This is a genomic window from Acinetobacter sp. CIP 102136, assembly GCF_000369685.1.
GTDB classification, from domain to species: Bacteria; Pseudomonadota; Gammaproteobacteria; order Pseudomonadales; family Moraxellaceae; genus Acinetobacter; species Acinetobacter fasciculus.
Genome location: NZ_KB850141.1, coordinates 94,589 through 119,495 on the forward strand (window position 1 = coordinate 94,589; position 24,907 = coordinate 119,495).

Below are 24,907 nucleotides of genomic sequence, written 5' to 3' on the forward strand. Positions count from 1 at the left end.
GGAGGTGAACGGGAGAAAACGGAAGACCGCTGTAAATAAAGCGCTCTTCGTGGCAAAGTTATTGATAATATAATGAGAAAACTATTTAAAATTGATATGATATGTCACTTAAGTCGAAGGAAAAGTGCAGACCTTATAAATAAAACGAGTCTAAACTTGAAGTTTGCGTGAAAAAAACAATTAAAGCCTTGTTGAAATAAAGTAAATAAACTTTCATGGCCTGAGGTTTGTGATTACAATTGATTACTTAAATCAGATTTCCTGCTCCATTTTTTGAATTGAAGAATTAAACCGTGACCGAAGCTCAGCAAAAACAGCCTAAACATGTCATGATGATGGCCGCAGGTACAGGTGGACATGTGTTTCCAGCGTTAGCTGTTGCCAAAGATTTACAACAAAAAGGTATACAGGTTTCATGGTTGGCCACGCCCGTAGGCATGGAAAACCGCCTGTTAAAAAACCAGAATATTCCCATTTATCAGATTGATATTCAGGGTGTGCGTGGCAATGGTTTTGTGCGTAAAGCCTTGGCGCCTTTTAAAATTATGAAAGCCACCTTCAGTGCCATGAAATTCATGAAACAGCTTAAGGTCGATGCCGTGGCAGGCTTTGGCGGTTATGTGGCAGGGCCGGGTGGATTGGCCGCGCGTATCTTAGGCATTCCGGTGCTGATCCATGAACAGAATGCAGTTGCCGGTTTTACCAACACCCAATTGTCGCGTGTGGCAAAGACGGTGTGTCAGGCTTTTCCAAATACCTTTCCGGCCCAAGATAAAGTCGTGACTACGGGTAATCCGGTACGACAAGAAATTAGCGAAATTTTAAATCCATCCTGGCGTTATCAGGAGCGTGACAAGGCAGGATTGCCCTTACGTATTCTGATCGTTGGTGGGTCTTTGGGGGCGCAAGCCTTAAATGAACGGGTTCCGGAAGCTTTAAAGCAACTCAATGTGCCATTAAGCGTCTATCATCAGTGTGGGCAAAACCATGCCGAGGCGACCCGGGCACGTTATGAAAATGCACCGGCCAGTCTACAAGTTGAAGTACAGCCCTTTATTGAAGATATGGCCAAAGCCTATTCTGATGCCGATCTGGTGATTTGCCGTGCCGGAGCTTTGACTGTAACTGAAATTGCCACTGCCGGCGTAGCTGCGATTTTTGTGCCGCTTCCAAGTGCGGTGGATGATCACCAGACGGCCAATGCTGGTTTCCTGGCCAATATCAATGCGGCAAAGATTTGCCCGCAGGCCACGATGACCCCGGAAAGTTTAAAAACATTATTAGAGCCGATGCTGAATCGCCAACTGTTAATGGAAATGGCCGTGAAAGCACGTCGACAGGCTCAACCCGATGCGACTCAACATGTGGTCCGTTTAATTCAAGAATTGTAATCCGAGTAAACTATGTCTCCAACAACCCCAGCTGAACAAGCGAAAAAGTTAATTAAAGTGCCGGAAATGCGCCGCATCAAACACATTCATTTTGTGGGGATCGGTGGTGCAGGCATGTGTGGTATTGCAGAAGTGCTGAAAAACCAAGGCTACAAAGTGTCTGGTTCAGATATCAAGGCTTCCAAGACCACAGCGCAGCTGGAAGCAAACGGGATTAAAGTCTATATCGGACATACTGCAAATAATATTAAAGGTGCTAATGTGATCGTGGTGTCTACCGCGATTGATCAGGAAAACCCGGAAATTAAAACTGCGATTGAAAATCGTATCCCTGTGGTTCGCCGCGCGGAAATGCTGGGTGAACTGATGCGTTACCGTCATGGTATTGCCGTTGCCGGCACGCATGGCAAGACCACGACCACCAGCCTGATCACCTGTATGCTGGCTGAAGAAAACATGGATCCAACCTATGTGATCGGTGGTTTACTGAACCGTACCGGTATGAACGCAGCCTTGGGTGCCAGCCGTTATATCGTGGCCGAAGCCGATGAGTCAGATGCTTCTTTCCTGCACCTGGAACCGATGGCTGCCGTGGTGACCAATATTGATGCCGATCATATGGATACCTATGGCGGTAGCTTCGATGTCCTGAAAGATACCTTTATCCAGTTCCTACAAAAATTGCCATTTTACGGCTTGGCCGTAGTCTGTGGTGATGATGCCAATATCCGTGAAATCATGCCGCGAATTGCACGTCCGTTACTGACTTATGGTTTCAATGAAGACAATGACATCCGCGCAGTAGATGTTGATCAGGATGGCATGCAAACCCACTTTACCGTATTGCGTAAAGAGCGTGAGCCATTGCGTGTAACGGTCAACCAGCCAGGCTTGCATAATGTGCTGAATGCCCTGGCCGCGATTGGTATAGCAACCGATGAAGGCGTGTCGGATGCTTCAATCTGCCGTGCACTGGAAGGTTTTAGTGGTGTGGGTCGCCGCTTTGAAGTTCAGGGTGAGTTTGAAATTGACGGTGGTAATGTGAAACTGGTGGATGACTATGGTCACCATCCAAAAGAAGTGGAAGCGACGATTAAAGCCGCGCGTCAGAGTCACCCGGACCGTCGTTTGGTAATGATGTTCCAGCCACACCGTTATAGCCGTACCCGTGACTGTTTTGATGATTTTGTGGAAGTACTTTCTACTGTAGACCAGTTATTGTTGCTGGATGTTTATCCTGCCGGTGAAAAACCGATTGTCGGGGCAGACAGTCGTACTTTGGCCCGCAGCATTCGTCTACGTGGTGAAGTCGAGCCGATTCTGGTCGATGCGGCGGACGGTAACCTGAATCAGATCATGAGAAAAGTATTGCAAGCAAATGACTTGTTATTAACCCAGGGCGCAGGTAATGTTGGAGCAATCTCAGTCGAACTTGCACAAAATCACTTATATATAAAATAGTCATCTTGTGTGACTGAATTGAATTGACCAGATTGAAAAAAGTTTAAGGATATAAACGTGTCAAATGCTTCAAAATTCGGAAAAGTTGCCGTGTTGCTTGGTGGTAAATCTGCAGAGCGTGAGGTTTCTCTAGACAGTGGTACGGCGGTACTTGAGGCATTAGTGCGTTCAGGAGTCAATGCGGAAGCGTTTGATCCGCAGGAGCGTAGTGTCACAGAGCTGGTAAATTATGACCGTGCATTCATTGTATTGCATGGTCGTGGCGGGGAAGACGGCCAGATCCAGGGTGCACTGGAATGGTTAAATGTGCCGTATACTGGTACCGGCGTACAAGGTTCTGCGATTGGCATGGACAAGGTCAAGACCAAACAGGTCTGGCAGGGTTCGGAATTGCCGACAGCACCGTATCGCATTGTCACCAAAGACTCTGATGCGACCGACATTGTTAATGCTTTAGGCTTGCCTTTGATCATCAAGCCGGTGCATGAAGGTTCCAGTATCGGCATGAGCAAGGTCGAGAAAATTGAAGACTTTGCTGAAGCAATTACCAAGGCAACTGAACATGATGCCGTGGTGATGGCAGAAAAATGGATTACTGGCCGTGAATACACCATTGTGGTTTTAAATGGTCAGGCGCTGCCGGTGATTCGTCTTGAACCGCCTCAAGATGTCGCCTTCTACGATTATGAAGCGAAATATCAGCGTAATGATGTGCAGTATGGGATTCCATGTGGTTTAAGCGAAGCTGAAGAGCAACAGTTAAAAGCCTTGAGTTTGCGCGCATTCCAAGCAGTCGGTGCCAGTGGTTGGGGCCGGATTGATGCCATGCAGGATGAACAGGGCAACTTCTGGTTGCTTGAAGTCAATACCGTACCGGGCATGACCAGTCACTCACTGGTGCCAAAAGCGGCAGCTGCAGTCGGATACAGTTTTGATGAGCTGTGTGTCGCGATTCTGGAACAGACCTTGACTGGTTCGGCATACTAAATATGGCTCAACTTCCTGTTTCCATGCGCCGTAAACGTGCTGCGATTACTTCAATTCACGACAAGCCGCCGACACGCAAAGAAAAGCTGACCAATTTTGGTGGCTGGTTATTGTTGTGTATTGCGGTATTGGTGCTGGCCTTTGGAATATTGGGCTTATATAAAGTCATGACCAATAGTGACGTGGCAGAGCTGGGCGTGATAGGTACGCGCTCGGCTGCTGAACAGCGTCAGGTTATGCAATATGTGTCACCGATTGTGACCGAAAACTATTTTACTTCAGATCTGGAAGCGATCCGCGATCGTACTCTGGAATTATCCTGGGTGGATCGGGTCGTGGTGTCCCGAGCCTGGCCAAATGGCATTCGGGTGCGGGTGATGCCGCATCATGCAATTGCACGTTGGGGAACAGGGCGTTTATTGAGTGACAGTGGTGTTATTTTCACTGAAGTCATACCCAAGAATTATCAGGCATTACCGTTGTTACATGGGCCAGCGAGCCATGCAGAAACCATGATGCGTCGTTATAATGAAATTAATCAGTTATTTTTGCCACAAGGCATTCGTCTAAAAGAATTATATCTCACCGAGCGAATGACCTGGTTTATGCAGTTTGATTCGGGTTTAAGAATAATTGTGGATAAAGACCAGACTATGAGCAAATTACAACGCCTGAGCCATCTGTCTCAGAGCGATTTAAAGCCGGTCTGGTCTAAAATTTCGGCCATCGACCTGCGTTATCGCAATGGATTGTCGATACAGTGGAAAAATTCAATTCCGCCTAAAATTGTAAATGGACATTTTATTGTAACCATTGATGACACGGGCGTTGAGAATAATGTAACAGTAAAGCCATAATGACCGGCTTTAAAAAATAGAGGCATTTAAAGCCATAAATCTAACAAACACGTAATGGTAGTAGTGAATAATGAGTGAAGCTGTTCCCTCGGTTGTGGCGATTGACATTGGGACACACAAAGTTTCAGTTTTGATTGGCAAGGTACACGCGCCAGACAATATCCAAGTGATTGGTATGGCCACCGCTCGTAACCGAGGCATGAGTAAAGGGAAAATTGTCAGTCTCGATAAAGTTATTACTGCAATTAAAAATGCCGTTCAAGAAGCAGAAGATATGGCGGAATGTCGTGTACATTCTGCCTGGGTCTCTATTCCAAGTGCCGAATTAAAAAGCTTTTATGCTTCAGGTCGTACCTCGATCGACAATAGCGAACATGCGATTACCACCAGTGAAGTGGTGCGTGCACTGGAATTGGCCAAAGCCAGTCATTTGACTTCAGATCATTATCTGGTCAGTGCTGTACCTCTGGGTTTTGAGCTGGATGATTCACCGGAATGGGTGCTAAACCCGATTCGTATGTCGGCACATAGCATGACTGGGCATTATCATCTGATGATGCTGCCGATTAGTACCATGCAAAATATTGATCGCGCCCTGAAAGGTGCCAATATTGGCGTGGAAAAAATGGTGGTGTCGAGCTTGGCCACCGCCGAAGCCAGCCTGCTCAAAGACGAAAAAGAATATGGCGTATGCTTAGTAGATATAGGTGCCGGCACGACCAATGTTGCAGTGTATGTGGATGGTCGTCTAGCCTTAACCCATACCTTCCAGCGTGGCGGTGAACATGTGACTCGTGATATTGCAGCAGTATTGCAAACCACAACTGAAGAAGCTGAACGCCTGAAATTATTGTATGGCTGTGTCGACCTGAAAGTGGTCAAGCCTGACCATATGATTCAGTTCCAGGGCATTGATGGACCACAGACCATCAGCCGGATCGAGCTGACCGAAATCATCATGGCGCGTTATGAAGAAATTCTGGGTCTGGTGCGTGATGAACTGGTAAAAAATGGTGCCCTCCAGGGCTTGTATCATGGTGTGGTATTGACCGGTGATGCCAGTCATATCGAAGGGATGGTGAGTTTTGTTCGCCGTACCATGGGAGTCTCGGCACATTTAGGTAATCCGCCGACTCAGGTGTATGCAGATGAACAACATCAGGCTGCTTTACGTCGCTCACAATATAGCACTGTGGCGGGCTTGCTGATGTTTAGTCAGAGTGATACCCAGGACACGATTGTGGAACAGGATGATGTAGAACGGTTGTCATTGGCCAAGCGGGTCAAAAGAGCCTTGTTTGGCTTTAATGACACCTTGAAATCAATCTTTTAAGTCGATTTTTATTGTGAATATTGTTGGGAAGATGTAGTTAATCCGGCTTGTACTTGACAAGTGAACGCATGAGCAGCATTCTTAAAAACAATTTTATTAAGATTAAGGCAGTATACGGGCTTAGTGACTGCCAATTATGAATTAGGAATTTTATAGGTCATGGCCTCATTTGAATTTTTCGAAGACGATCATAGCGATAGCAATGGTCAAGCCCGTTTCACTGTGTTTGGTGTAGGTGGTGCGGGTGGTAATGCTGTACAACATATGTTGCAGTCCGATATCCAGGGCGTAAAGTTTGTTTGTGCCAATACGGACAAGCAGGCATTGGATCGCATGGAAGCCGAATTTAAAATTCAGCTGGGCGAGCAAAGTACCCGTGGTCTGGGTGCAGGTGCAAATCCGCAAGTCGGCCAGACCGCAGCAGAAGAAAGCCGTGAACTGATCCGCCAGCAGCTTGAAGGGACCGATATGGTCTTTGTTACTGCGGGTATGGGTGGTGGTACTGGTACTGGTGCAGCGCCAGTCGTGGCTGAAATTGCGAAAGAAATGGGTATCCTGACAGTTGGTGTCGTGACCACGCCATTTAACTTTGAAGGCAAACGTCGTTTACAGTCTGCTGAAAAAGGTATTGAAGCGCTTGAGCAGCATGTAGACTCATTGATCATTATTCCAAACCAGCGTCTATTGAAAGTCTTCCGTGATATTTCAATGAAAGATGCATATAAAAAAGCGGATGATGTTCTACTGAATGCAGTACGCAGTATTTTTGATTTGGTAGTCCGTCCAGGTCATATCAACCTTGACTTTGCTGACTTGAAAACAGCCATGAGCACACGTGGTTATGCCATGATGGGTGTCGGTCTGGGTCGTGGTGAGAACCGTGCACGTCAGGCTGCTGAACAGGCAATCCGTAGTCCATTACTCGACAACGTGACTATCATGAATGCCAAAGGTATTCTGATCAACGTGACCGGTGGCGATGATGTGACTTTCGGTGAAATTGAAGAAATTACCGATGTCGTGAACCAGATTGTCGATTTAGATGAAGGTCAGGTATTCTACGGTACCGTTTTTGATCCGGATGCGCGTGATGAAATCAGCGTGACTGTGATTGCAACAGGTCTAACCCGTCATGCAGCGGATTCAGTTGAACCGACCAAACGTACTAATGTACAGGCAACTCGTCCAGCAGCAGCTGCACAGGCTGTGGTGGAAGATGATGATGTACCGGCAATTCAGCGTCAGCAACATGAAACAGGGGCAGCAGCGAATCCAGCGGCAACTTCAGTTTCTAGCCCGCGCCCAACGCCAATGAGTATTCAGGATTATCTTAAGAATCAACAGCGTAAATAACATGTAACATCATGTGTTTAGCTGGATTAGACAGGAAAGGTGGCTTTTAAGCCACCTTTTTGTTTTTTATCAATGGCCAAATATGCTAACGTATAGCGGTTTTATAGATGAACAGATGATAAAAGCATGTTGAAACAACGTACCCTGAAACGTGTCGTGAAAGCGAGCGGAATCGGTCTTCACAGTGGGCAAAAAGTCATGATTAACTTTGTGCCGCACCATGCCGATGGGGGAATTGTGTTTCGTCGTATTGACCTGAATCCGCCGGTGGACATTCCTGCCGATGCCATGCTGATTCAGGAAGCCTTTATGTGCTCGAACTTGGTTCAGGAAAATGCCAAAGTAGGCACCATTGAACATGTCATGAGTGCGATCGCTGGTCTGGGCATTGATAACCTAATTATTGAAGTATCGGCTTCTGAAGTGCCGATTATGGACGGCAGCGCAGGTCCGTTTATTTACCTGTTAATGCAGGGTGGTTTGCAAGAACTGGATGCTGCTAAAAAATTCGTCAAGATTATTAAACCGGTTGAAGCACTAATTGATGACAAATGTGCCATTTTTAGCCCACATGAGGGCTTTCAGCTGAATTTCACCATCGATTTTGATCATCCTGCCTTTAAAAAAGAACATCAGTCCGCCAGTATCGATTTTTCTACTGAAACCTTCGTTTATGAAGTCAGTGAAGCGCGTACCTTTGGGTTTATGAAAGATCTGGATTATCTCAAAGCCAATAATCTGGCCTTAGGTGCAAGTCTGGAAAATGCCATTGGTGTGGATGAAACCGGGGTCGTTAATGAAGAAGGTTTACGTTTCTCGGACGAATTTGTACGTCATAAAATTCTGGATGCCGTGGGTGATTTATACCTGCTCGGGCATCAGATTATTGCCAAATTTGATGGTTATAAATCTGGACATGCCTTGAATAATCAACTTTTACGCAATGTGAAAAGTGATCCAAGCTGCTATGAAATTGTAACATTTGATGACGAAGCCAATTGTCCAATCATGTATGTGAATGTGACATAAGTCATTGTGTTTGTGTCTTTATGTTTTTGTTATTGCTTTAATACTGTGACACACATCACATAATGTTTGCTCTTTAATTTATTACATTTGATTGCGATGTTACTTTTTATTGCTTGCCAAACGTAGTAAAGCTTGGCTAAGCTTAGGGTCGCTTATAAAGTCAGCAGCACTACGAAGTAATTCCTGTGTTTCTGCATTTAAGGCTCTTTCAGGTGTTGCTGAAACAGGTGGCGTTTGCGAAGGATTCCGCAGGCAAACTTGAAGTTTAGTGAGATCTGTTAATTCATTTATTTGAGAGAGTTGTGAAATGTATTGCTTTTGAAGATAGGCCAATTGACTGATCATGGCCTGATTTTCACCAGTAATCGTTAACACACCATTTTGATAGCAGACAACTTGCCAGCGTTCCGGTTGGGGCAATAGCGGTTGTACGAGTTTCGTAAGTTTCTGCCAGCCAGCGACTTGTGATGAGAGAAACGAAAAGTTTCCTGTTTTTATCTGTTTTCTTGTTTGTTGAAAAACGTTGACAGGTTCCGACATACATAATTCCTACATATTTATGTCTTAATCTTATGCGCTTCTTTTAGTGGATATCAAGGATAGAGATCTTCAAGGAACTCGATTAAAGCAGTTTAGAGAGGTTTTTTATGCATATGCGACGTATTTTGTTGGCATTTTCTTTATCAGTTTCAGCGGCTTCGGTTGCGTTCGCAGATTTAGTTAATCTAAATCAAGAAAATGGTTCAACAGATCGTATCGAGCAATTGACGCGTACTCTGGCACAGGGTGCATATACTCATCCAGATGATATCGATATTCCAGCACAGACTAAATTGAATGTTCAGCTTCGTGAGAAACCGGTTGAACTAAACAATCGTACGCTTGCTCAGAAGTATGCCAATACTTCATCCAACAAAGCGGCAGCAAACAGTGCTTATTCTTGGCTAATTTCTCATCCTTTACCTAATTCTCGCGTAAGTTCAAATTACGGTGGCCGTACTATGGGTGGCCGCGCTGAAAATCATTCAGGCCTTGATCTTGCAGCGCCAAGTGGTACACCAATCTATGCAACAGGTCCAGGGATTGTGACCAAATCAGGCTGGGGTACAGGTTATGGTCAATACGTTGAAATCAATCATGGCAATGGCTATTTAACACGCTATGCTCATGCTTCACGTCTTATTGCACGTGTGGGAGAGCAGGTGCAAGCGGGTGATCATATTGCTAATGTCGGCTGTACTGGTCGCTGTACCGGTCCACACTTGCATTATGAAGTAGTAAAAGACGGTCAACGTAAAAACCCATCTACTTATTTGGCCATGTTACCTTAAGTATAGACCTGAATAACAAGATGCATCTCTATACATAAAAAATCTCCGATAAGCATTTTAAAGCGTTTAAGCTGAAGGCTCTTCAAGTCAACTTGAAGGGCTTTTTGTTTTATCGCTTTTAGATATCATATTATCACCAACTATTATAATGATTGTATAATAAATCGCCTTTATTGACTATTTTTTGTTATGTAGTGTAATTATACGTCACCCATCATTTAGTTCCTAAATAGTACTGCTAAATCGCATTCAGCTAAGGCCATACCTGCAGAGGTCTTAAATATGGTACATATAAGACATTAGATTAGGCTTTTAGGAACTGTAGATTATGGCGTTTTATGGCGATACAGACGCGCAAGAAACCCAAGAATGGCAAGATGCATTTGACTCTGTTTTGCAGCACATGGGCACTGAGCGTGCAGCATTTTTATTAGAAAAACTTTATCAACGCGCAATTGCAAAGCATGTTCCTATTCAGCGTTTAAATACTCCCTACTTAAATACGATTTCTGTTGAAGAACAACCTGCAATGCCAGGCGATCAGGATATGGAGCGTCGTATTCGCGCGCTGATCCGCTGGAATGCCTTGGCAATGGTATTACGCGCGAATAAAACCGGTGATGATCTCGGTGGTCACCTGGCGAGTTTTGCTTCTTCTGCAACCCTTTATGATGTGGGCTTTAACCACTTCTTCCGTGCCAACAGCGATAGCTTCGGCGGCGACATGATCTATTACCAAGGTCACTGTGCACCAGGTATTTACGCGCGTTCATTTTTAGAAGGTCGTTTGACTGAAGAGCATCTAAATAATTTCCGTCGTGAAGTCGGTGGTAAAGGTCTGCCATCTTATCCGCATCCTTATTTGATGCCGGACTACTGGCAGTTCCCAACCGTATCGATGGGTCTGGGTCCAATCATGTCGATTTATCAGGCACATATTCAAAAGTACCTCATGAACCGTGGCCTGATCAAAGAAGAAGATCGTAAGGTTTGGGCGTATTTGGGCGATGGCGAGATGGATGAGCCGGAAAGCCTGGGTGCAATTTCTCTGGCAGGTCGCGAAAAGCTCGACAACCTGATTTGGGTAGTAAACTGTAACTTACAACGTCTGGATGGTCCGGTACGTGGTAATGGCAAGATCATTCAGGAACTTGAGTCACTATTCCGCGGCGCAGGCTGGCGTGTGATTAAAGTTGTGTGGGGCCGTCATTGGGATCCACTACTAGATAAAGATAAATCCGGCGCACTGAAAGCAGTGATGGAAGAAGCCGTCGATGGCGATTTCCAGCGTTACCAGGTAAAAGGTGGTGCTTATGCACGTGAAAAATTCTTCGGAAAATATCCAGAAGCAGCTGAGTTGGTTAAAGACTTAAGTGACGAAGATATTGATAATCTGAACCGTGGTGGTCACGACCCGTACAAAGTCTTTGCTGCTTATGCCGAAGCATGTACGGCCAAAGGTCAGCCGACCGTGATTCTGGCGAAAACCGTGAAAGGTTATGGTTTGTCCGAGGAAATCGAAGCAGTCAACAAAACTCACCAAATCAAGAAGATGCAAATCAATTCTTTGAAATACGTGCGTGACCGTTTCAATCTTCCTTTCACCGATGAACAGCTTGAAGAAGTACCATTCTACCGTCCAAGCGAAAACTCACCTGAATTGAAATATATGAAGGCACGTCGTGAAGCTTTAGGTGGTTACCTGCCTGCACGTCGTAAAGAAAGTGAACAGCTGGCGATTCCTGGACTTTCAGTATTTGATTCGGTCTTGGCCGGTTCAAATGGTAAAGAACAATCGACCACGATGGTGATGGTGCGTTTAATCTCTGCACTTCTTAAAGAGAAAGCGATTAAAGACCGTGTTGTGCCAATCGTGCCTGATGAAGCCCGTACTTTCGGTCTGGAAGGGATGTTCCGTCAGCTCGGTATTTATGCCGCGCATGGCCAGAAATATACCCCGGAAGACCAAGAACAGCTGATGCATTACCGTGAAGCCAAAGACGGTCACATGTTGCAGGAAGGGATTAACGAAGCCGGTGCGATGAGTGCATGGGCAGCATTGGCGACCAGTTATTCAACCAATAACCTGCCAATGATTCCGATGTACATGTACTACTCGATGTTTGGTTTCCAGCGTATTGGTGATATTGCATGGGCAGCAGGCGATGCACAGGCACAAGGCTTCTTGCTGGGTGCAACTGCGGGTCGTACTACACTGAACGGTGAAGGTTTACAGCATCAGGATGGTCATTCACACATCTTGGCTAATACCATTCCAAACTGTGTTTCTTATGACCCATGTTTCGGTTATGAATTGGCAGTGATCGTGCATGACGGTTTACAACGTATGTATGTGAACCAGGAACGTGTGTTCTATTACCTGACCGTGATGAACGAAAACTACGAGCATCCGGAAATGCCAAAAGGTGTTGAAGACGGCATCAAGCGCGGTATGTACCTGCTTGAAGAAGATGAAAAAGCCACTGTTCAGTTACTGGGCTCAGGTGTGATTCTGCGTGAAGTGATCAAGGCAGCGAAGATTCTTCGTGAGGAATATCAAATTCATTCAAATGTCTACAGCGTAACCAGCTTCAATGAACTGGCACGTGACGGTATGGCATGTGAAGAATACAACCGCTTGCATCCGCTGGCTGAAGACGTAAAAGAAGCATGGGTATCGAAACAGCTTCGCGGTACTGAAGGTATCGTCGTGTCTGCAACCGATCATATGCGTGCTTATAGCGAACAGATTCGTGCTTATCTTCCAGATGGCCGTCCATTCGTAGCATTGGGTACTGACGGTTATGGCCGTTCAGATACACGTGCCAACTTGCGTAGTTACTTCGGTGTTGATGCTGCCCATATTGTGGTGGCAACTTTGAAAAAACTGGCAGATGAAGGTGAAGTTGATGCGCGCCTGGTAAAAGATGCGATCTCGACTTTCGAGCTTGATACAGATCGTCCAGTGGCTTGGGCACCGCAAGAAACCCCATGTGTACATGCTGTTGCTGACTACAAAGAGGAGAACTAAGCATGCAAATTACGACTCCTGATATTGGTGTAGATAAGGCAACAGTGGCCGAAATTCTGGTCAAAGTCGGTGATACGATCGCGATTGATGACAGCATTGTATTGCTTGAATCTGATAAAGCCTCTGTTGAAGTGCCTAGCACTTCAGCAGGCGTGGTAAAAAGCATTCTGGTCAGCCAGGGTGATGAAGTCGCTGAAGGCGCGGTACTGATTGAACTGCAACCTGAAGACGGTAGCGCCGATGTGGTCGAGCCACAGCAAGCAGATGCCTCACAAAAAACTTCAGAAAATACTCCGACTTCATTGCCGGATCAGGAAATCATGCAGGAACTGGCTTCACATCAGCCTAAAGCTTCTGCTGCTCCTGAGGCTCAAGCGAGCTCACAGGTGGTTGATGTACAAATCCCCGATATTGGTGTAGAAAAAGCTACTGTAGGGGAAATCCTGGTCGCTGTCGGTGATGAAATCGAGGTGGATCAAAGTATCGTAGTGGTGGAATCAGACAAGGCGACTGTTGAAGTGCCAAGTACGGTTTCCGGCACGGTGGAATCCATAGAGATTAAAGAAGGCGATACCATTAAAGAAGGTGTGGTCATTCTGAAAGTGAAAACGGCTGTTTCGGCAGCGTCAGCACAGCCAGAACCACCTCAAGCACCAGTTGCTCAAGCGGCGGCCCAAGAGAAAGCAGTTGAAGCACCACAAACGTCAGCAGCACCTGCAGGTAATGTTGAAGTGATGGTGCCTGACCTGGGTGTAGACAAGGCGGCTGTGGCTGAAATTCTGGTTCAGGTCGGAGATACGGTTGAAAAAGATCAGAGCATCATCGTGGTAGAATCAGATAAAGCCACTGTTGAAGTGCCAAGCACTACAGCTGGCGTGATTAAAGCCATTCATGTTGAGCTGGGTCAAAATGTCTCTCAAGGCATTGCACTGGTGACAATTGAAGCTGAAGCGCAAGCAGCTGCTGCACCTGTCGTAGCCAAAGCAGAAGCACCGAAAGCAGCAGAAGCACCAAAAGCAGCCCCGGCACCTGCTGCATCTTCTACTCAAACAGTCACGACGTCGGATAATGCTGACAAGCTGACCAAAGAGCAGAATGCCGCTAATTCTAAAGTTTATGCCGGTCCTGCGGTGCGTAAACTGGCCCGTGAACTGGGCGTCGTGTTGGCAGACGTCAAAGCATCTGGCCCACATGCGCGCGTCATGAAAGAAGACCTGAAAGCGTATGTCAAAACGCGTCTTACTACGCCACAGGCGGCTCCTGTAGCCGCTGCTGCTCAAGTCGCAGGTCTGCCAAAACTGCCAGACTTTAGCGCTTTTGGTGGTGTGGAAGAGAAAGCCTTGACGCGCTTGCAACAAGTGTCTATTCCACAGTTGTCGCTGAATAATTTCATTCCGCAAGTGACCCAGTTTGATGCAGCAGATATTACGGAACTGGAAGCATGGCGTAATGAACTGAAAGGCAACTTCAAGAAAGAAGGCCTGAGCCTGACCATTATGGCGTTCATCATCAAAGCAGTTGCGCACTTGTTAAAAGAAGAGCGTGAGTTTGCTGGTCACTTGGCCGATGATGGTAAGTCAGTATTGCTACGTAACGAGATCCATATGGGTATCGCGGTCGCAACGCCAGATGGTTTGACCGTGCCTGTGCTGCGTCACCCAGATCAGAAGTCAATTAAACAGATTGCCACTGAGCTAGGAATCTTGGGTCAAAAAGCGCGTGACAAGAAATTGTCGCCGAAAGATCTGCAAGGTGCGAACTTCACTATCACTAGCCTAGGTTCAATTGGTGGTACAGCATTTACGCCATTGGTGAACTGGCCGCAAGTGGCAATTCTGGGGATTTCTCCTGCAACCATGCAACCGGTTTGGAATGGTGAAGGCTTTGATCCACGCTTGATGCTGCCGCTTTCATTGTCCTACGATCACCGTGTGATCAATGGTGCAGATGCTGCTCGTTTCACCAACAAGCTGACCAAGCTGCTCAAAGATATCCGTACTTTATTGATCTAAAAAATCATGTATATGCCCTTTATTCTCTCTCTGGGAGAAAGACAAAGAGGGTGTAAAGAGAAAAACCCTGCTTCGGCAGGGTTTTTTGCTGCTGCATTGAAAAATAATCTATTTGATTCTATACTTGGCGCACTTCATTGGGGAGTAGCCGCCTTTTGCGCAAAGCAGAAGGGTGATGGTCAACATATTTGCTCAACCGAGCATGGTCATCATAGCAAAGAACCAAGTCAGCTTTTCCAAGCTTTCTTTTGTTGGCAAGACCTTTGATTTACCACTCTGCAGATTTTGGCTAGCAGGAGCGGTGAGTCATTGGTATTGGATGCTAGCCAGAGAAAAACCTCATGTATGAATTCCTACTGTCGACTGCAATTGTAGCGCTGGCTGAAATGGGTGATAAAACCCAACTGCTTGCTTTGCTGCTTGCTGCACGTTTTCGCAAACCTGTTCCTATTTTATTTGCTATTTTATTGGCGACGCTGATTAACCACGGCCTTTCTGCGGTATTGGGACAATGGGTGACCACGGTGATTGGGCCGGAGGTGCTACTGTGGATCGTCTCGATTGGCTTTATCGCAATGGCCGTCTGGATGCTGATTCCGGATGAACTCGGGGATGAAAATGCCAGTATCAATAAATGGCAAAAATTCGGGGTCTTTGGCGCAACCTTTATTTTATTCTTTCTGGCAGAAATCGGTGATAAAACTCAAATTGCCACAGTTGCACTGGCAGCACGTTTCGACAGCGTATTCTGGGTCATGCTGGGGACCACTTTGGGCATGATGCTGGCCAATGCACCTGCAGTGTTTTTGGGAGATAAGCTGGCGAACAGATTGCCGATCAGCCTGATTCATAAAATTGGTGCGGTGATTTTCCTGGTGATTGGTGTCGCGACCCTGGCCCAACATTATTTCTTTTAAATTATAAAATAATAAATTACATGAATCCTGAGCTAAAAACTCAGGATTTTTTATGGTTAAAATTCTCTCAAAACCTTGATAAATAGTGTGATATGGCTAGTTTTATTGATTGTAAGTTTGATAAATTCCTTATATTTTATACGGGTATAAAAACGTTATTTTTATTATAAATTGGGGAATTTACATGGTTTTTGAGCGCACCACATCGCAAGTCCTGTTTGATAATGGGACACATAAATGCATCAGTTTTACCAGTCTGGTCAAAGGTGAAGGCGTTCAGGCAAACCAGTTTTTGATTATTGATCATGAGCGCGCAGCGGTACTCGATCCGGGTGGTGATTTAACCTATGTGCCGCTGACCATGGAACTGAATAAATACACCCGCTTGACCCATCTGGACTATGTCATGGCTTCACATCAAGACCCGGACATTATCACTTCCATGCCGCGCTGGCTGGTATATACCGATGCCAAAGTGGTGGCATCCAAGCTGTGGGCGCGTTTCTTGCCGCACTTAAACTCGGCCTTTATGAGCGACCGGATGAAAGGCAACTGGCTGGACCGTCTGGTGGAGCTTCCGGATCATGGTCAAATCATTCCACTGGGCCAATCTCATATTGTGGCGGTACCGGCGCATTTTCTGCATTCGGTAGGGAATTTCCAGTTTTATGATCCGATTGCCAAAATTTTATTTTCAGGTGATATGGGTGCGTCCATGGTTGAAGATGCCGCCAAGCCACTGGAAAACTTTGCCGCGCATATCCCAAAAATGAAAAGCTTCCATCAACGCTATATGTGCAATAACAAGGTGATTCGTCTCTGGGTGAAAATGGTACGCAGCATGGAAATCGAGATGATTGTGCCGCAGCATGGCACACCATTTATCGGCAAAGAGCAGATTACCCAGTTTCTGGACTGGATTGAAACGCTGGAATGCGGCACTGACCTGATGGATGAAACGGTTTTTACCTGTCCTGAATAGTTCACACAAAAAATAATTTTTTTCTTGTGTGGAAAAACAACATTTTTTATATTTCTTCTCCAAAAAACTTTTTTTGATAATGAGAACTTATAAGAAATGTTGTCTCAAGTTCCAAAACCGGATGCGTGTTTAAGCTGCGGGGCGTGCTGCGCCTATTTCAGGGTTTCGTTTTATTGGGCTGAAGGTATTCATATGCCTGAGCACTATACCGAACCTGTGACAGCAGTCTATTCATGTATGGCGGGAACCAATCAAAAAAATCCACGCTGTATTGCACTCGATGGCACCATCGGCCAGCAGGTCAGCTGCGGTATGTATGAGCTGCGCAGTTCATCCTGCAAAGAAGTGCAGATTGCCGATGAACAATGCAATAAGGCACGTGTGGCACACAATATGCTGCCCTTTGTTCAGATTGAAACTGATGAAGCCGACAATGATGACAGTTTTGAATATGTCAGCTAAATCTACCCAAAGCAGAGCTTAGGCTCTGCTTTTCACTCCCTTAAAATGATCGGGGTATATTTTAAAATAGGGAACTTCATTATCAGAGGTATTATTGATACTGTTTTAGCACCCACATAGATCTGCGTGTACAAAGCTTGAATAAAAAAATAATTTTGCAATTGCAATGAAATTTAAGCCGATATTTGTTTATAATAGTGCACGGAAATTACCAGTGAGACTGTTATGTTGACCATCGTTCAAGACGCGTTAACCTTCGATGATGTCCTATTACTCCCTGCCTATTCTACTGTTCTTCCAAAAGATGTCTCCCTAAAGACACGTTTAACTCGTGGCATTAACCTGAATATTCCTCTTGTGTCTGCAGCAATGGATACGGTGACTGAGTCCCGTATGGCAATTGCAATGGCGCAAAATGGTGGTATCGGTATTTTGCACAAGAACATGGATATCGCTGTTCAGGCTGCAGAAGTGCGCCGTGTGAAAAAATTCGAAGCGGGTATGGTTAAAGACCCGATTACAGTGACTCCTGAGACCACAGTACGTGAATTGATTGCGCTGACTCAAGCCAATAATATCAGTGGTGTGCCTGTTGTGAAAGACGGCAAAGTGGTGGGTATCGTGACAGGTCGTGATACACGCTTTGAAACCAATCTTGAGCAGCCAGTCAGCAATATCATGACTGGTCAGGATCGTCTGGTGACAGTTCGTGAAGGCGAATCGAAAGAAAATATCCAAGCTTTATTGCAACAGCACCGTATTGAAAAAGTATTGGTGGTCAACGATCAGCAAGAGCTGAAAGGCTTAATTACGGTAACCGATTTCCGTAAAGCTGAATTGTATCCAAATAGCTGTAAAGATGACCTGGGTCGTCTGCGTGTTGGTGCTGCTGTCGGTACTGGTGCAGAAACGCCAAGCCGCGTAGAAGCCCTGGTTGATGCAGGTGTGGACGTGATTGTAGTCGATACTGCACATGGTCATTCTGCGGGTGTGATTGAGCGTGTACGTTGGGTTAAGGCCAACTATCCACAAGTTCAGGTGATTGGCGGTAACATCGCAACAGGTGATGCTGCGCTGGCGTTGCTTGATGCAGGTGCTGATGCCGTTAAAGTTGGTATTGGTCCTGGTTCAATCTGTACCACGCGTATTGTGGCGGGTATTGGTATGCCACAAATCTCTGCAATTGATTCTGTTGCCAATGCGCTGAAAGATCAGATTCCTTTGATCGCGGATGGCGGTATCCGTTTCTCTGGCGATATGGCTAAAGCGATTGGTGCGGGCGCGAGCACGATTATGGTTGGTTCATTGATGGCCGGTACTGAAGAAGCACCAGGCGAAGTTGAATTCTTCCAGGGCCGCTACTACAAGGCTTATCGTGGTATGGGTTCATTGGGTGCCATGGCAGGTGCGACAGGTTCTGCTGACCGTTACTTCCAGGACTCCAAGGCTGGTGCCGAGAAGCTAGTTCCAGAAGGTATTGAAGGTCGCGTACCGTACAAAGGCCCAATGGGTAATATCGTACATCAGATGATGGGAGGCCTACGTTCTTCGATGGGTTATACCGGTTCTGCGACAATTGAAGACCTGCGTCAAAATGCTAAGTTTGTGAAAATCACTTCTGCCGGTATGTCGGAGTCACATGTACATGATGTGACCATTACCAAAGAAGCACCAAACTATCGCGTGGGTTAATCTCCCGTGATTTAAAATTTTAAAAAGCCGTCATGCAAATGACGGCTTTTTTATTTTGGTGTAAAGTGTGACTCAAGGAAAAAAATGGGTGATATCAATCATCCGCTAAGAAGTGAGATAAAGATGAGTTATTTTGGTACGGATGGTATTCGTGGAAAGTTTGGCGAATTGCCGATTACCCCTGAGTTTGCCCTGAAACTGGGATTTGCAGCTGGTAAAGTTTTAAAACGTCATAGTAAAAAATCCAAACCATTGGTGGTTCTGGGTAAAGATACCCGTTTGTCGGGCTATATCCTGGAAGCTGCCTTGCAGGCAGGTTTAAATGCCGCCGGCGTTTATGTTCATCTTTTAGGTCCACTACCGACACCGGCGATTGCTCACTTGACCCGTGCCTTGCATGCCAGCTTGGGTATTGTCATTTCCGCTTCGCATAACCCGTATTTTGATAACGGCATTAAGTTCTTCTCTGCAGAAGGCAAAAAACTGCCAGATTCTTTACAAGACGAAATTAATCAGGAGCTTGAAAAAGATTTTGTGATTGAAGACACGGCGAATCTGGGTAAAAGTATCCGGGTTAAAGATGCTAATGGTCGCTATATTGAATTCTGTAAATCGACGTTCCCGTATCATCTGGATCTGAATGAACTTACCATTGTGGTGGATTGTGCCAATGGTGCAGCCTATAACGTGGGACCTGCGGTGTTCCGTGAACTGGGCGCACGTGTGATTGCCATTCACAATGAGCCAAGCGGTTTGAATATTAATGAGGGCTGTGGTTCAACCCATCCGGAAAGCTTGCAACAAGCCGTGATTCAACATCAAGCGGATTTGGGTATTGCCTTTGATGGGGATGCTGACCGTGTGGTTCTCGTAGATAAAGCCGGTAATCTGATTGATGGCGACCATATTCTTTATATTCTTGCGACTCAAAGCTCGAAAAAACCGGCAGGTATCGTCGGTACCTTAATGAGCAATATGGCGCTGGAACTGGCGCTGGAAAAAGCACAAGTGCCGTTATTACGTGCCAAAGTCGGCGACCGTTATGTATTGCAAGGTCTGGAAGAAAATGGCTGGGTAATTGGCGGTGAGCCTTCTGGTCATATTCTGACTTTAGACAAGAGCACCACAGGCGACGCCATTATTGCAGCCCTGCAAGTTTTAACCGTGATGGTTGAGCAGAAAAAAGCCCTGCATGAACTTGTGGCTGACTTTAAACTGTTGCCCAATGTCTTGGTCAATGTACGTTTAAATGCCATGTTTGATCCTTATTCAGTGCCTGCACTGGCAGCTGAATTTGAAAAAGCCGAACAGCAGCTTAAAGGTCGTGGCCGTTTATTGATTCGTAAATCTGGCACAGAACCTGTCATTCGTGTGATGGTCGAAGGCGATGATCTGGCTGAAGTCACCACACTTGCAAACAGCCTGGCAGATGCTGTGCGTGCCAATGCAGCTTAACGGGAACATAGATAATGAGTGATCTGATCAAGGATCTGAGTGAACTACGCCTGAATTATGAAAAAGGCGAGTTACAGGAACAGCAAGTCAATCCGAATCCGCATATGCAGTTCTTGCAATGGTTTAACCATGCACTGGAAGCAAAATTGCACGAGCCCTATGCCATGTCATTGGCAACAGCCAATGCACAAGGCCGTCCGCATGTGCGTACGGTATTGCTACGTGGAGCGACTGAAGCGGGATATGACTTTTATACCAACTATGATAGTCAAAAAGGTTTAGATCTGGCTGAAAATCCTTATGCCGAACTGTTGTTCTACTGGCAGGATCAGGAACGTCAGATTCGTATTTCGGGTCGTGTAAAGAAAATATCAGAAGAAGAATCGACCGATTATTATCATAAACGTCCACGGGAAAGCCAAATTGCCGCGCATATCAGTACCCCGCAAAGTGGCGTTGTGGCCAGTCGTGAAGAATTGCAGCAACGTTTTTGGGATTTGCATACCCAGGTCGCGAATCAGCAAGAGTTGGACAAGCCAATATTCTGGGGCGGTTATCGTCTCGAACCTGATTATTATGAATTCTGGCAGGGTCGTCCGAACCGTTTACATGACCGTCTGAGTTATCGTAAAAGCGATGATGGCTGGACTTTAGAGCGCTTAATGCCATAACCATGCAAAAACTGGAAATCAAACAACGGCCATTGCTAACCCGTTCTGAAAACTTAGCGGGTGTTCCTGCATTTGTAGCCGAGATTCTTGCCCGTCGCGGGGTGGAGTCCGAGCAGGAGCTTGAGCTCAAGCTGAAGCATTTGCTGGCACCCACCATGAAAGGATTGCCCGAAGCAATTCAATTGATGGATCAGGCAATTGATCGTGGCCAGAAAATCGTGATTGTTGGCGATTATGATGCCGATGGCGCGACCAGTACCGCACTCATGGTGCTGGCATTGCGCGATATGGGTGCCAATGTCGAATATCTGGTACCGGACCGTTTTAAATATGGTTATGGATTGACGCCCGCAATTGCAGATCTGGCCTTTGTCAGTTTCACACCTGATTTACTGATTACCGTGGATAATGGCATTTCCAGTCATGACGGAGTCAAACAGGCCCAAGATCACGGCATGCAGGTGATCATTACAGATCATCATCTGACGACCAAGCCGACACCACAAGCCGAAGCGGTGGTCAATCCTAATCAGCTGGGTTGCGACTTTCCAAGCAAAGCGCTGGCCGGGGTCGGGGTGGCTTTTTATGTATTGGCCAATCTGTCTACCCATCGAAAGAAACTTGGAAAATCCTCTACGGTAATTACCAATTATCTTGATCTGGTGGCGCTCGGCACCTATGCCGATGTCGCGAGTCTGGACTACAACAACCGGATTCTGGTCGATGCAGGTCTGAAACGGGTCCAGCAAGGGCAGTGCCGTGCAGGAATCAGTGCGCTACTTGATATTGCCAAACGTGATCCTGCCGGTCTAAAAGCCCAAGATCTCGGTTTTGTTCTGGGCCCGCGAATTAATGCGGCTGGACGGATGGAAACCATGGACATCGGCATCGAATGTTTGCTGGCTCCTGATCTGACAACTGCTTATCCACTGGCTGAACAGCTGAATCAGCTCAATGTCGAACGCCGTCAGGTGGAAGGTAAAATCAAGCAGGAAGCCTTGCTTGAGCTGGATAAAATCCAGTGGGATGCCACTGAACTACCTGCTGCGTTGATCATGTTTGAACAGCATTGGCATCAGGGAGTGATCGGGATTGTAGCAGGGCGTTTAAAAGAGCAGTTCCATCGTCCGAGTATTGTTTTTGCCGCGGATCAGGATGGGATTCATATCAAAGGTTCAGCGCGTTCGATTGAAGGTATTCATATTCGTGATGCGATTGAACAGGTGGCAGAGCAATATCCTCATTTAGTCAGTCATTTTGGTGGCCATGCAGCAGCAGCCGGTTTAACCCTGAAAAAAGAAAATTTCGCCGAGTTTAAGCAGGTCTTTGAAGTACTGATTGGTGCGATGGATGAGGATTTATTCACTGCGACTTTATGGACGGATGGAGAGCTGCCAGCTTCTGCTTTTCACATTGAAACAGTCGATTTATTACAGAATTTAAGTCCATGGGGGCAAAAATTCCCCCAACCGATTTTTGATGGTGTGTTCAAAATCATGGACTATCGCTGGCTTAAAGATGTGCATCTTAAGTTACGTGTGGCGTTGGAGAATGGGCAGGTCGTGGATGCGATCGCTTTCAATGCAGCGGATAAATATGACTTTGACCCGATGAAAGATACACGATTGGTCTATGAGCTGGATAAAAATGTATTTAATGGCAATATCAGCTTGCAAATGCGGATTATCCATTTAGAACAATAGGCCATAAAAAACCGCTCGAGTGAGCGGTTTTTTTGCTTTTAATCGGAGAGATTAGAAGCGGAAAGTACCGTTAATACCGAAAGAGTCAGCACCGTCAGTAGTTGTATAGTTCACGCCAGCTGCAATTGCAGGTGTAAAGAATTTTTGTGCGCGTAAACCAAATACTGTATCTGAATCATCTTCTGTAGAATCCGCGATTGATACACCCACACTTAAAGTTGGATCGATATAAAGATCAGCGCCTAAACGATAAGTTGTTTCATCACCGAAATAAGTTAAACCTTCAAAATTGGCAAAATGATTACCAATCTGAGTCACATATTTTGCACGTAAAGATAGTGCAGTATCATCACCTACAGTAACAGCATTTAAGAGGTTAGGGACAAAACCATAATTTGCTACCTGAACTGGATCAACGCTTTCATTAGCTGCACCAGCTGCTAATAGTAGGCCATTAACTGGTAAGTAACCAACTTCAAAAGCATAGCCAGTATTGTCTTCACCAGCAAAGTCAACCTGGTTAATAGTGCCGCTTACATAAAATTGAGTATTTGGAATATAAAACTCGCCACTTACACCAAATACATCAATATCCTCATCGCCATCACCGCTTGCATTTGCATAACCTAAGCCAATATTGCTTGCTTTATTTAGGAAAGCCGCTTCTGCAAGTGGAGAGTTCTTAACTTGAACAGTGTTTAAGTAATATTTTCCATTGATGAAAAATGTATCTAGATCCCCAACATTATCAATATCTGTATTTTCATACCCGACATTAAGTTCAGCTTGGTAAGCATGTGCAGTTCCCAGGCCAGCAAGAAGCGCTGTAGCAAGAGCAAGTTTCTTAAGCATTTAGATTTCTCTCTTTGTTATAAAAATATGACTGTTTGATGAACAGTTGTAACAAATTGTACAGTTTATATTCGCCCCGTCAATGTGCAAAAATACCTAAATGCTTGTTAAGAGTGCAATAAAAAAACCCATCCGAGGATGGGTTTCTATGCATGACTAACTTTTGGTTTTAGATTAGAAGCGGTACTTCGCTGCTACACCAAAGGTATTGTAGTCATTGTTAAACTGTTCGCCAAAGCCGACACGGCCTTCTAAGCTCACTTGCTGGTTAATGAACTTACGTGCATTGATACCAAATTCGCTCTTGTCGGTAATATCATTATTGTGATAATCAGCACCGACACTCAAGGTTTTGTCGATGAAATAATCTGCTGCCAGATTGTATTCATCTAGATCACCAAACGCTGCACCTGCTTCCAGGTTGATATCTTTACCATTGCTTAATGTCGTCACATATTTAGCACGAAGTGTTGGATCTACGCCATCATCATTGTCGTTATCCCAACCTTTCACACCAGCCGCAATCAATAGACCTGGCGCTGGCAGATAACCGACTTCAGCTGCATAGGTGGTTAAATCATTTTCTAGATCATCATTGTCTTGCAGATCATGGCCATTGACGTTACCGCTTAAGTAGAAGTCAGAATTCGGTACGAAGTACTCTGCACCTACGCCATAACGATGCGCTTCAGAATCACCAATTTCATTATATTGATATTGCGCACTCACGTTGCTAGCACGATCAAGGAATGCTGCTTCTGCTAATGGTGCATTACGTGTTTGAACTGGATTGAAGTAATATGTACCATCAACGCCGAAAGAACCGCTAGTTCCACCGTTGTCAGGATCAACCACTCCTGCTGATGCACCAATTTCTGCTTGGTAAGCATGTGCTGCTGTACCAGTCATTGCTATTGCTGAAAGTAGTGCCGAAGCAATCGCTAATTTTTTCATGGTTATTACCCCTCAAATCGTGAGTTAAAAAACATTACACTTTTTGTTACAACTTTCAGTCTAGAGCAATTCCAAAGATCGTCAATCAAAGGAAAGTTACAGTAATGTGAATAGCGTAATCTTGTGTAATTTTTGCTGAACAAGTGACTGAATAATAAAATTAAATTTATAATGTAGTGTTTTATTAAAAGTGTGTAGATATTGTGGAATCTATTGAATTCGCTGATTTTTTATACAGACCAATAAGAAATCCTAAATTATAAAATCAATTGCAAAATTATATTTCGGTCATAAAACGGGGCTAAAAAGCCGATAAAAATTTCGGATAAAAAGACGCAAAAGAGTCTATGAGATGTTGAAAATTGGATCAGGGAAATACAGGTCTAAATGCTCAAGACATTCGAGCCTTAGACTGAATGGATCGTTAAAATAGC

The 24,907-nt window shown here is 45.4% G+C and carries 20 protein-coding genes and 1 riboswitch; of the genes, 17 read left to right on the plus strand and 3 right to left on the minus strand.

Annotated features, from left to right (window positions below):
- The first annotated feature begins 293 nt into the window (after nucleotides 1-293).
- The 7 genes from murG (at nucleotide 294) to lpxC (ending at nucleotide 8,411) form a co-directional block, all read left to right on the plus strand.
- Nucleotides 294-1,391: an undecaprenyldiphospho-muramoylpentapeptide beta-N-acetylglucosaminyltransferase gene (gene murG, locus F893_RS03345; RefSeq protein WP_005250316.1), complete on the plus strand. Its 1,098-nt coding sequence runs from the start codon at nucleotides 294-296 to the stop codon at nucleotides 1,389-1,391.
- A gap of 12 nt (nucleotides 1,392-1,403) precedes the next feature.
- Complete coding sequence (murC, locus tag F893_RS03350) at nucleotides 1,404-2,852, plus strand: UDP-N-acetylmuramate--L-alanine ligase (RefSeq protein WP_004729156.1); 1,449 nt, start codon at nucleotides 1,404-1,406, stop codon at nucleotides 2,850-2,852.
- A gap of 57 nt (nucleotides 2,853-2,909) precedes the next feature.
- Nucleotides 2,910-3,839 carry a D-alanine--D-alanine ligase gene (locus F893_RS03355; protein WP_005250318.1) on the plus strand — a complete coding sequence of 310 codons (930 nt, stop codon included), beginning with the start codon at nucleotides 2,910-2,912 and terminating at the stop codon, nucleotides 3,837-3,839.
- A 2-nt stretch (nucleotides 3,840-3,841) separates the two neighbouring features.
- Nucleotides 3,842-4,696, plus strand: coding sequence for a cell division protein FtsQ/DivIB (locus F893_RS03360; protein ID WP_034435841.1), 855 nt, complete (start codon nucleotides 3,842-3,844; stop codon nucleotides 4,694-4,696).
- A gap of 70 nt (nucleotides 4,697-4,766) precedes the next feature.
- Entirely contained in the window at nucleotides 4,767-6,029 is a 1,263-nt protein-coding gene (gene ftsA / locus F893_RS03365) for a cell division protein FtsA (protein WP_005245712.1), read from the plus strand.
- 159 nt (nucleotides 6,030-6,188) lie between these two features.
- Entirely contained in the window at nucleotides 6,189-7,382 is a 1,194-nt protein-coding gene (ftsZ, locus tag F893_RS03370) for a cell division protein FtsZ (RefSeq protein WP_005245713.1), read from the plus strand.
- Nucleotides 7,383-7,508: 126 nt separating this feature from the next.
- Complete coding sequence (gene lpxC, locus F893_RS03375) at nucleotides 7,509-8,411, plus strand: UDP-3-O-acyl-N-acetylglucosamine deacetylase (RefSeq protein ID WP_004281319.1); 903 nt, start codon at nucleotides 7,509-7,511, stop codon at nucleotides 8,409-8,411.
- A 99-nt stretch (nucleotides 8,412-8,510) separates the two neighbouring features.
- Here the strand turns inward: lpxC and F893_RS03380 are convergent, their stop codons facing one another.
- On the minus strand, nucleotides 8,511-8,951 hold the full coding sequence (locus tag F893_RS03380; protein ID WP_005245716.1) for a DciA family protein: 441 nt from the start codon (nucleotides 8,949-8,951) through the stop codon (nucleotides 8,511-8,513).
- Nucleotides 8,952-9,058: 107 nt separating this feature from the next.
- Between F893_RS03380 and F893_RS03385 the strand changes: the two genes are divergently transcribed.
- From F893_RS03385 to recJ, 10 genes are all read left to right on the plus strand, one after another.
- Nucleotides 9,059-9,742 (plus strand): M23 family metallopeptidase, encoded by a 684-nt coding sequence (locus F893_RS03385; protein ID WP_005245719.1) that lies wholly within the window; start codon nucleotides 9,059-9,061, stop codon nucleotides 9,740-9,742.
- A 328-nt stretch (nucleotides 9,743-10,070) separates the two neighbouring features.
- Entirely contained in the window at nucleotides 10,071-12,773 is a 2,703-nt protein-coding gene (gene aceE, locus F893_RS03390; RefSeq protein WP_005250323.1) for a pyruvate dehydrogenase (acetyl-transferring), homodimeric type, read from the plus strand.
- Between the two features lie 2 nt (nucleotides 12,774-12,775).
- Entirely contained in the window at nucleotides 12,776-14,785 is a 2,010-nt protein-coding gene (locus tag F893_RS03395) for a 2-oxo acid dehydrogenase subunit E2 (RefSeq protein WP_005250325.1), read from the plus strand.
- Nucleotides 14,786-14,912: 127 nt separating this feature from the next.
- A riboswitch (yybP-ykoY riboswitch) is annotated at nucleotides 14,913-15,053 on the plus strand.
- Nucleotides 15,054-15,126: 73 nt separating this feature from the next.
- Complete coding sequence (locus F893_RS03405; RefSeq protein WP_005250339.1) at nucleotides 15,127-15,702, plus strand: TMEM165/GDT1 family protein; 576 nt, start codon at nucleotides 15,127-15,129, stop codon at nucleotides 15,700-15,702.
- Nucleotides 15,703-15,886: 184 nt separating this feature from the next.
- Entirely contained in the window at nucleotides 15,887-16,684 is a 798-nt protein-coding gene (locus tag F893_RS03410) for an oxygen-binding di-iron domain-containing protein (RefSeq protein ID WP_005250340.1), read from the plus strand.
- Between the two features lie 96 nt (nucleotides 16,685-16,780).
- Nucleotides 16,781-17,146 (plus strand): YkgJ family cysteine cluster protein, encoded by a 366-nt coding sequence (locus F893_RS03415; RefSeq protein ID WP_081400831.1) that lies wholly within the window; start codon nucleotides 16,781-16,783, stop codon nucleotides 17,144-17,146.
- A gap of 225 nt (nucleotides 17,147-17,371) precedes the next feature.
- Nucleotides 17,372-18,838 (plus strand): IMP dehydrogenase, encoded by a 1,467-nt coding sequence (guaB, locus tag F893_RS03420; RefSeq protein ID WP_004281332.1) that lies wholly within the window; start codon nucleotides 17,372-17,374, stop codon nucleotides 18,836-18,838.
- 123 nt (nucleotides 18,839-18,961) lie between these two features.
- The gene (gene glmM / locus F893_RS03425) at nucleotides 18,962-20,293 is read left to right on the plus strand and encodes a phosphoglucosamine mutase (RefSeq protein WP_034435845.1); all 1,332 of its coding nucleotides are present in this window, start codon (nucleotides 18,962-18,964) and stop codon (nucleotides 20,291-20,293) included.
- A 14-nt stretch (nucleotides 20,294-20,307) separates the two neighbouring features.
- On the plus strand, nucleotides 20,308-20,964 hold the full coding sequence (pdxH, locus tag F893_RS03430) for a pyridoxamine 5'-phosphate oxidase (protein WP_005250343.1): 657 nt from the start codon (nucleotides 20,308-20,310) through the stop codon (nucleotides 20,962-20,964).
- Nucleotides 20,965-20,966: 2 nt separating this feature from the next.
- The gene (gene recJ, locus F893_RS03435; protein WP_005250345.1) at nucleotides 20,967-22,667 is read left to right on the plus strand and encodes a single-stranded-DNA-specific exonuclease RecJ; all 1,701 of its coding nucleotides are present in this window, start codon (nucleotides 20,967-20,969) and stop codon (nucleotides 22,665-22,667) included.
- A 51-nt stretch (nucleotides 22,668-22,718) separates the two neighbouring features.
- On the opposite strand, the gene F893_RS03440 is transcribed toward recJ, so the two are convergent.
- The gene (locus F893_RS03440) at nucleotides 22,719-23,519 is read right to left on the minus strand and encodes a putative porin (protein ID WP_004647251.1); all 801 of its coding nucleotides are present in this window, start codon (nucleotides 23,517-23,519) and stop codon (nucleotides 22,719-22,721) included.
- Between the two features lie 174 nt (nucleotides 23,520-23,693).
- Nucleotides 23,694-24,473, minus strand: coding sequence for a putative porin (locus tag F893_RS03445; protein ID WP_004647252.1), 780 nt, complete (start codon nucleotides 24,471-24,473; stop codon nucleotides 23,694-23,696).
- Between the last annotated feature and the right edge of the window lie 434 nt (nucleotides 24,474-24,907).